Annotated in this window: 8 protein-coding genes; all 8 read right to left on the bottom strand. The window is 42.0% G+C overall.

From position 1 onward, the window contains the following. Window positions 1–50: 50 nt before the first annotated feature. The 8 genes from EI164_RS13225 to EI164_RS13190 all read right to left on the bottom strand — a co-directional run bounded on the left by EI164_RS13225 (window position 51) and on the right by EI164_RS13190 (window position 7836). Window positions 51–230: a hypothetical protein gene (locus EI164_RS13225; protein WP_192520413.1), complete on the bottom strand. Its 180-nt coding sequence runs from the start codon at window positions 228–230 to the stop codon at window positions 51–53. 129 nt (window positions 231–359) lie between these two features. Further along, window positions 360–1442 (bottom strand): cation diffusion facilitator family transporter, encoded by a 1083-nt coding sequence (locus tag EI164_RS13220; RefSeq protein WP_192520412.1) that lies wholly within the window; start codon window positions 1440–1442, stop codon window positions 360–362. Window positions 1443–1637: 195 nt separating this feature from the next. Then, on the bottom strand, window positions 1638–2183 hold the full coding sequence (locus tag EI164_RS13215) for an acyl-CoA thioesterase (RefSeq protein ID WP_192520411.1): 546 nt from the start codon (window positions 2181–2183) through the stop codon (window positions 1638–1640). A gap of 77 nt (window positions 2184–2260) precedes the next feature. Beyond that, window positions 2261–2671, bottom strand: a complete 411-nt coding sequence (locus tag EI164_RS13210) for a DUF2177 family protein (protein WP_192520410.1) — start codon at window positions 2669–2671, stop codon at window positions 2261–2263. Between the two features lie 80 nt (window positions 2672–2751). Beyond that, window positions 2752–4134 (bottom strand): SAM-dependent methyltransferase, encoded by a 1383-nt coding sequence (locus tag EI164_RS13205; protein ID WP_192520409.1) that lies wholly within the window; start codon window positions 4132–4134, stop codon window positions 2752–2754. Between the two features lie 86 nt (window positions 4135–4220). Further along, window positions 4221–5225 (bottom strand): DUF1365 domain-containing protein, encoded by a 1005-nt coding sequence (locus EI164_RS13200; RefSeq protein WP_192520408.1) that lies wholly within the window; start codon window positions 5223–5225, stop codon window positions 4221–4223. Window positions 5226–5294: 69 nt separating this feature from the next. Then, the gene (locus EI164_RS13195; RefSeq protein WP_192520407.1) at window positions 5295–7037 is read right to left on the bottom strand and encodes an NAD(P)/FAD-dependent oxidoreductase; all 1743 of its coding nucleotides are present in this window, start codon (window positions 7035–7037) and stop codon (window positions 5295–5297) included. 61 nt (window positions 7038–7098) lie between these two features. Further along, on the bottom strand, window positions 7099–7836 hold the full coding sequence (locus EI164_RS13190) for an SDR family NAD(P)-dependent oxidoreductase (protein WP_192520406.1): 738 nt from the start codon (window positions 7834–7836) through the stop codon (window positions 7099–7101). Window positions 7837–8031 lie beyond the last annotated feature (195 nt).

Raw genomic sequence — 8031 nt, 5'->3', positions numbered from 1 at the left:
ACGCTACTTTAACAAAAACCTCTTATCAGGTGTCCTAAATTAGTTGACCACTACACATTCATCATCTCAACGACCTTAGTGACCTTGATGAGTTTTAATAGAGAGGCATCCGTCGGTACTGCCGCTTGTGCAGATAACGTTGGCACCGCCATCAAGCTAACAGCACTTATGCTTAAAGATACAGCGAATACGGTGTTTTTCAGTATAGCGCTCTTAAATAAAGTTCTCATATAATTATCACCTTATGGTTTGTTATCTACTTTTAGCAGACTATAGTCTATTAAATTCAAAGGTAGTATAAGGCAACCGAGTGTGTATGTATACGTGATACTTCAAGCGAGGTTAGCGCAGTCACAGTTTTATAGTGGAGTGACTATATCCGGTAAAGTCAAAACATCTGCGTCTGGTACGGATAATGTCAATATGACTTCTTGAAACAATGGGTCTTTGCGAAACTGGTTTTCAATAGCTTCAAACTTATGAGCGATTTCTCTCTCTTTTTGATTACCAGCGATGTCTACTGCTGCCACCATAAATATTTTTTTGGGCCCTACCCACTCTAGATGCAAGTACGAGACACTGTCAATATCTGCATGATTCAGCAACTCACTTAATGCATAGCCATGTATTTGCTCTGATACTTTGTGGCCAACCAAAAAATCACGGTTACGGCTAATCAAAAATATGGCTACAGCGCCTAATAATAGTCCAACGATAATAGAGCCTAGTGCATCCCAAAATGGCTGTCCAGTATAAGCATGCATACCCATCGAAGCAGCAGCAACCACTAAGCCAATGACAGCGGCTAAGTCTTCAAAGAACACACCACGTAACGTCGGGTTAGACGTATTAATTACATAACCAATGGCACTGATATTAATTGCCTCGCCATGTTTTTTACTTTGTAAATAAGCCTGCCCTAACGAAAATCCTTCGAGCACAAACGCGACCGCTAATATAATAAAGCCGATGGTGTAATTGGTGTCGCTCTCCACCGCATTCCACTCGGTGATACCTGTATAAATGGAGACGATAGAGCCTGCCATAAACACCCCAAAAGCGGCAATCATCGACCAAACATAGGACTCCTTGCCATAGCCTAACGGGTGACTACTATCTGCAGGTTTTACCGCCTTTTTTTCGGCAACAATTAACAAGGTGCCGTTGCCTGCATCTGCCCAAGAATGCGCGGATTCGGCTATCATAGAAGCAGAACCTGTCATCACTGCCGCAACAGTTTTTGCAATAGCAATGACAAGGTTTGCTCCAACAGCAATCAATACTGTCGTCAATGAATTCGAGTGTTGCTCACTTTCATTGGTGGCAATATTAGTAGCATTATTGGCGTCAATATTATCCATACCAACACCACGCGCCATTCGCGTCGTAGGTTGAGCAATGGGAGTATTCTTCGAATGGGTTTTTGGCGGCTTTAGACTCATAATAGCCTCGATACAGACATGTTAAACATAGATATTTAGCGACTCAACGATATAATCGGTTCAGGATAGCAATTGTAAGATAATTGGGATACATGCTTAGAAGCTATATATTTAAGAACTACATACTTAAAAAATATATACTTAGAAAAATAGCAACAGTAGATTAGCCTACTATCCATCCATATTTCTATAAGCTTAACGCTCATGCTCACTATCTAGCTCTCCGACCGTCTCTTTTAACTCACAGCTTGGGCGATGTGAGCTTTGCATACGCAAGTTTTTGCGCTCTAACGCAGCATCCGCACGGCACTGTTGTAGATTATTTTTAATCTCAAGTGGTGGCACTACGGTTGGCTTACCCTTATCATCGATAGCGACCATCGTAAAGTAACAGCTATTGGTATGACGGACGGTACGCGCTCGCACGTCTTCGGCTTCGACACGAATGCCAATCTCCATAGAGGTGTTTCCCACATAGTTGACACTGGCAGCAAAAGTCACCAGCTCACCTACATAGATAGGCTCTCGAAACATCACTTGGTCGACAGATAGTGTCACCACATAGTTACCGCTATATCGGCTGGCACAGGCATAAGCAACCTGATCAAGCATTTTTAACAAATCACCACCATGCACATTGCCGATAAAATTTGCCATATCGGGTGTCATGAGTATCGACATATATAGCTCGCTATTTAAAGGAGCTTTTTGAGCAGATGAGCTGGTGTTGGATTGTGGCATGATGATCCTTATTTTTGGAGACGTTTATTTATCTATGCTTATGAGCCAGTATGACAGATTTAACGCATTAAGAATATTTAGCTGAGCCAATGAAAGCGATAAGCCAACCATGCAACAATCGTACTTACGCTACCTGTCAAAATCCCGCCCCAAGCAAAATCCACTAATGCTGTATCCATCGTAAAGCCTTTATACAATGCCAAACTGGTAAAATCATACGTACCGTAAGCCATTAGTCCTATCAAGCCACCAAGTAAGAATATGTGACCAAGCGACGCACCGGCTTTGATTTGAGGATAAAGAATTAATATACACAGTGCGAACAAGTAAAACAGGTAGAACACGCCAGCGGCGACCATGTTTGGCTCATCGGCAAGCAAGTGGCCAATACGCTTTTCATAGAACAAGCTGGTCATCGTTTTGAGCCAGATCGCATCGATACCCAAAAATATAACCACAGCAGCAAGATAAATAAAAACATAGCCCATGATAGTCTCCTCAATAAAATAAATGAAACCACACAACTCTTATAAGGTCAGGTGAGGTTCCATCAAACCTAGGGCGTGTGCTAAACAGCCGCTGGCAAATCAGAAAAATGTAGCGTATCGATATTGTTTGGCTTTACGGCTGTCACTTGTACCACACCAATCGTGCGCTCTAAAAAACCACCTTCGCAGTAGCAAAAGTAAAAATTCCATAAACGAATAAAGGCATCATCATAACCGAGCTCAGTTATTTCTTCGCGCTGTGCCATAAAGGCTAGACGCCAATCTCTAAGCGTATGTGCATAATCAAAGCCATAATCATGAAGCTGTTTGATCACCATGTCCGTTTGCTCGGTGAACTGGGTATTGAGCTCTTGGTTGGACAGTAGACAACCACCTGGGAATATATGCGTCTGGATAAAATCAACCGAATTGACATACTCTTGATAGTTCTGGTCATTGAAGGTAATTGCCTGTAAAACCATCAGCCCTGTAGGCTTCAGCAGACTGTTACATTTAGCAAAGAATACTGGCAAATATTCATGTCCAACGGCTTCAATCATCTCGATGCTAACCAGCTTATCGTACTGTCCTGTCAGCTCACGATAGTCCTGCTTGAGTAACGTAATTTTATCAGACAGACCTGCTGCTGCTACTCTTCGTTGTGCTTCGTCGTACTGCGCATCAGAGATGGTCGTCGTCGTGACTTTACAGCCATAATGCGTGGCGGCATAAATAGCAAAACCACCCCACCCAGTACCGATTTCAACCACATGATCGTCAGCAGTCAACTGCAAACGCTGGCAGATAAGCGCCAGTTTGTGCTGCTGCGCATCGCTCAACGACACATCAGGCGCACAATATACCGCTGATGAATACATCATCGTCTCGTCTAAAAAACGCTGATACATGTCATTACCCAAATCATAATGGGCTAATATGTTGGACTTGGAGCCAATTTTGTCATTGCTACGCAACTGATGCTTGGCTTTTTCAAAGGCCTTACTGATACCTGCAAAACGATTTTCTAACTTATTGAGTACCGTCAAGTTACGCGCTGCCAACCGAATCAATCCAGTCAAATCATCCGTATCCCACTCACCATTAATGTAGCTATCTGCTAGCGCAATAGAGCCACCTAGCAGCAGCTGACGATATACAGCGGTGTCGTGAATCATCAAAGTCACATGCAACGAATGCCGTCCGACTGCTGAACTGCTTACGGTGCTATCAGACTCACCACCAAAACGGGTAGTCTTAGGAGCATTGTCGTCAAACGCCTCAATTAAAGTAATGCTCCCAAACTGAACATGCTGCAACGCTTGAAATATCAGCTTTCTGGCTACTTTATTTACCCCACCACTCACTGGCTGCAATACAGTACTCTCATTGATTGCTTGATTTATCCGCGCGCTCACTTTTTCTAATGTTGAGACAGGTGCTCGGTCAGTCGGTCGTGCTGGCATTGTGTGTTTATCCTTATTTAAGTTTAAGTGCTTTATTTTTGATATTACATTTATAAAATTCTCGAACTACTCGGATTTTTTAACGCTTAATACTTGTTCTTGTCCATGCTGCCTTCTTTTTGCTGGCTATCGGCTAGCTTTTCGTCATAATTAATATAAGGAACTTTTTTGATCGCATACAGTTTGAAAGCATGCCAATAAATACGAGTTAAGGACGTCATATTCATCAGCGGGTTTTGTCGTAAGCTTTTGCGAACAGAAGCGGTGGTCATTGGCACGCCAGATATCTTTATACCTGTTTTTAAAACTTCACCACGCTCATCACTGATATCAATCCCAATACGCACCTGCAAGCAGTTATCGGATTGCTTTTTTACCTTAACCTGCCAGCGATATAGCTGATCGATAGGATTAAAAGGTGACACATGAAAGTCTTTGTCATGACAAAACTCGGTATTCTCGCCATCAAGCAAGAACCCATAGTAATGGCGCTTGTCCCACGGTGTATTGGACACTTCAGCGAGCAAGTGCGTCGGGTTCTGCTGTTCGTCAAAGCCCAAATAAAAATTGACTGGGCTAAAATATATACCTGCATTACGGCATACTAGCAATCCAATCATATCGCCTTTTGGCGTACTGCCTGCCTGCTCCATAAATGCTTGGTTTAAACGATCATGAAGTGCTTGAATGGGATTTATATCAGCCTCTGCGTTCTTGTCTTTAATTTTGCTTTTACTTTTAACTAAGTCGCTTAAATCACTGGTGCTATCTGACCCTTGTGACTGTAATTTTTGCAAATAATCATCGGGACAAAACTGCTGCAAGGCTTTTTTATTTGATGAAAATAATGGCAAGCCTTTTGCCAATAACCTTTTTAACGGCAACCTTTTCAACTGCTGATTCTCGCTAAAAACTGCCGTATTTATTTCAGGAAGGTTTTCACCTCTAACCAATGCACTGATATTGACGCCCCAATAGCGATACGGATACACAAACTTATGTACATTTGGCAGCAATCGACTGTGCCACGTCGTTCCATGGAACAGCTGATGTGGCAGTTTACTGTTGGACGAATGCTGCTCAATAGGCATAGTGCGCTCTTTTATGGTATTGGTTGATTTTAATGCCAAAATTTCAATTTTGAAACTGCAATGCCATCATTATTTCGCTTTTCGACGACCAAACAAGCTTGTCTTTTTCTTTTCATTGGTATCTACAACTTTGGGCTGTAAACTTTTCACGTAGTTAACCAGCTCTTGATTGGTAGACGCAATTGTCACCTGACGTTTATTGAGTTTTCGTACATTGATATCTGCCTTGACCGGTAAGCCTTTATAACGAAATGGCGTATGCGCACTCTCAGCATCCGGTAGATGGCTTGGGTCTACATCATCTTTGATATCAATAGTATCACCGAGCGTTTGACACACACGTAGCCCACTGCGCACGCCATCTTCATGAAAACCATTGAACCAATATGCTCCGCAAAAATGCGTGTGCGACCTACCACCAGAGATAGTCGACCATTTTGTTTGCGCATCCATCATCGCTTTATCAAACACTGGATGACTATAATCAATACTTTTAATAACCTGCTTCTCATCAATAGTTTTATTGGCTATCGCTGGATTGAGCGTGACTAAATAATTGTGTTTCTTAGTGAGGCGTTGCAGAATATTCATGTGATAAGTAAGCACTGGCTTAGCAGGGGTTTTTGCGCTTTCGATAGCTTGCCCTGCTTCAGTCACATTACCCGACGCTGTTTCATCAATGAGGTAGTTCCAGCTTGCCCATGCCAAAGGCTTCTTGGGTAAAATACTGGTATCGGTATGAAGGACAGCCCTGTTGTTAGTAAAACGGAAATGCTTCAGCACCTCAGTTTCATCAGTACTGGCATCTTTTAAAATCTTTAACGCCGTATCTGCATGACAAGCAAAAACCACCTCATCGAACACTAAGTTTTCGGTCAGTTTTTCAATACTGTCATCAGCACTGGCTGCATTTTGAACGGTCAATGACACTTGATCACCATCACGAACCACCGATTGCACTGGACTATTTATTCGTACCTCGCCACCCGCTTTAACAAAGCGCGTAACCAGTTTATTCACATATTGTTTTGATCCACCTTTGATAGTGAACCACTGCGGGCGGTTGACCACATCAAGCAACCCATGGTTATCGAAAAATTGTGCAAATAGTACCAAAGGAAAGTCTTTTACATCATGTAGACTGGTCGACCAAATAGCAGAAACCATTGGTAGTAGATAGTTGTCTTTAAACAATGCCCCATAGCTTTTTTGTGCTAAATAACTGCCAAGTGTTTGCTCAGTAAAACTGCTAACGTCCTCTCCTTTTGCACGGGCAGTATCGTAATCCTGACGCAACTGCTTGATGTGTTTATTAAACTGTAAAATATCTTTAATAAACTGCCAAAATTTTGGGTTAAGCACATTTTTACGCTGTGATACTAAAGTATTGAGTGTGTGACCGTTGTATTCAAAATTGCTCGCCGTGTTTTTCACTGAAAAGCTCATGTCTGTCGACTGAAACGGTACTTTTAAATCATAAAGCAAGCGAAAAAAGTTAGGGTAAGTACGCTCATTAAATACGATAAACCCTGTGTCTATTGCACTGTTTTCAGTATTACCACTCTTTGATTTTTTGCTATCCTGTAATGCCACATTAATCGTGTTTACATGACCACCAATATAATCATTGGCTTCAAACACGGTTACGTCATGTTGTCCCACTAGGTAATGCGCACAGGTTAAGCCTGATACGCCTGAGCCAATAATGGCGATGCGTTTTTTCGTTTGGACTTTAGGATTATTGTTTGCAGCATTGCTGGCGTTGTTAGAGACTGATTTTGAATTCTTACGTTTACGGCGAATAAACGGCATGGAGGGCTTCCTTTATATTTTCATCTGTTCTGATGACTGAAATATTGTTACCAATAATGACTTATTTTTTATTGAGCTTGCTACTCACTTGTTGCCATACCAAATCTGGCAGTATGCCCAACGCTTTTAATGGAAAGGTAAGTTTTTTGGGAAACTCAATGACATCGTGACCGCTCTCTATACCGTCTCGGATGGCCTGACTGGCTTGCTCTGGTGTCTGGATGAATGGCATAGGGAAATCGTTTTGTTTGGTCATTGCCGTTTCGACGAAACCTGGTACCACTAAACTGACTGACACATCATGCGGCGCAAGGCTAATCTGTAGAGTTTTCATTAAATAATGGATAGCAGCTTTTGAGCTTCCATAAGCTTCCGCACGGGCAAAAGGTACATAAGCAGAGGCTGAGCCGATACCGACCAAGCGACCTTTTGAAGCGATCAACTTGGGCAAGGCCCCTTCTATCGCATGCGACAACGTGCCCATATTCACCGACATAACTTTCATAAAGACACTGCTATCAAAGTTTGGCATGTCTAAATATTCACACATGCCAGCACCACAGATTGCCACATCAATCTCAGATATTTTATCAAAGGCATCAAGCACCTTGTCCCGATCCATCAAATCCAAGTCAATAACCTCTGCGCCTAGCGCTTTGAGCTCGGCCAATGCATCCGCATCACGACCAACAGCATAGACGTGATGCCCTTCTAGTAGATAATCTTTGGTCAACTGGTTACCAATACCCGAAGTCGCGCCAGTAATCAGAATATGGAGTTTTTTAGAAGCATCTGTCATCGTTATTATCCTTTATCATCTCTTTTATAATATAAAAATCACCACTTAATAAGGCGTCATATACATAATAATTATTATCATTTGATATACGATATTATTTGTATTTATTTAAGCTATTGCTCATTTTATTTAAAAAATCTGGTGGTGTTCTAAAAAGTATGCTGGCATCAGACATAGCCATAATTGACATAGAAG

Source organism: Psychrobacter sp. FME13, from assembly GCF_014861395.1.
Classification (GTDB): Bacteria; Pseudomonadota; Gammaproteobacteria; order Pseudomonadales; family Moraxellaceae; genus Psychrobacter.
This window is presented reverse-complemented; position numbering and strand designations above follow the sequence as displayed.

What these genes read in the sequence shown, in the direction of transcription:
- EI164_RS13190 (WP_192520406.1), bottom strand. Translation starts at nt 7,836, where the DNA reads ATGACAGATGCTTCTAAAAAACTCCATATTCTGATTACTGGCGCGACT.
- EI164_RS13200 (WP_192520408.1), bottom strand. Translation starts at nt 5,225, where the DNA reads ATGCCTATTGAGCAGCATTCGTCCAACAGTAAACTGCCACATCAGCTG.
- EI164_RS13195 (WP_192520407.1), bottom strand. Translation starts at nt 7,037, where the DNA reads ATGCCGTTTATTCGCCGTAAACGTAAGAATTCAAAATCAGTCTCTAAC.
- EI164_RS13205 (WP_192520409.1), bottom strand. Translation starts at nt 4,134, where the DNA reads ATGCCAGCACGACCGACTGACCGAGCACCTGTCTCAACATTAGAAAAA.
- EI164_RS13220 (WP_192520412.1), bottom strand. Translation starts at nt 1,442, where the DNA reads ATGAGTCTAAAGCCGCCAAAAACCCATTCGAAGAATACTCCCATTGCT.
- EI164_RS13210 (WP_192520410.1), bottom strand. Translation starts at nt 2,671, where the DNA reads ATGGGCTATGTTTTTATTTATCTTGCTGCTGTGGTTATATTTTTGGGT.
- EI164_RS13225 (WP_192520413.1), bottom strand. Translation starts at nt 230, where the DNA reads ATGAGAACTTTATTTAAGAGCGCTATACTGAAAAACACCGTATTCGCT.
- EI164_RS13215 (WP_192520411.1), bottom strand. Translation starts at nt 2,183, where the DNA reads ATGCCACAATCCAACACCAGCTCATCTGCTCAAAAAGCTCCTTTAAAT.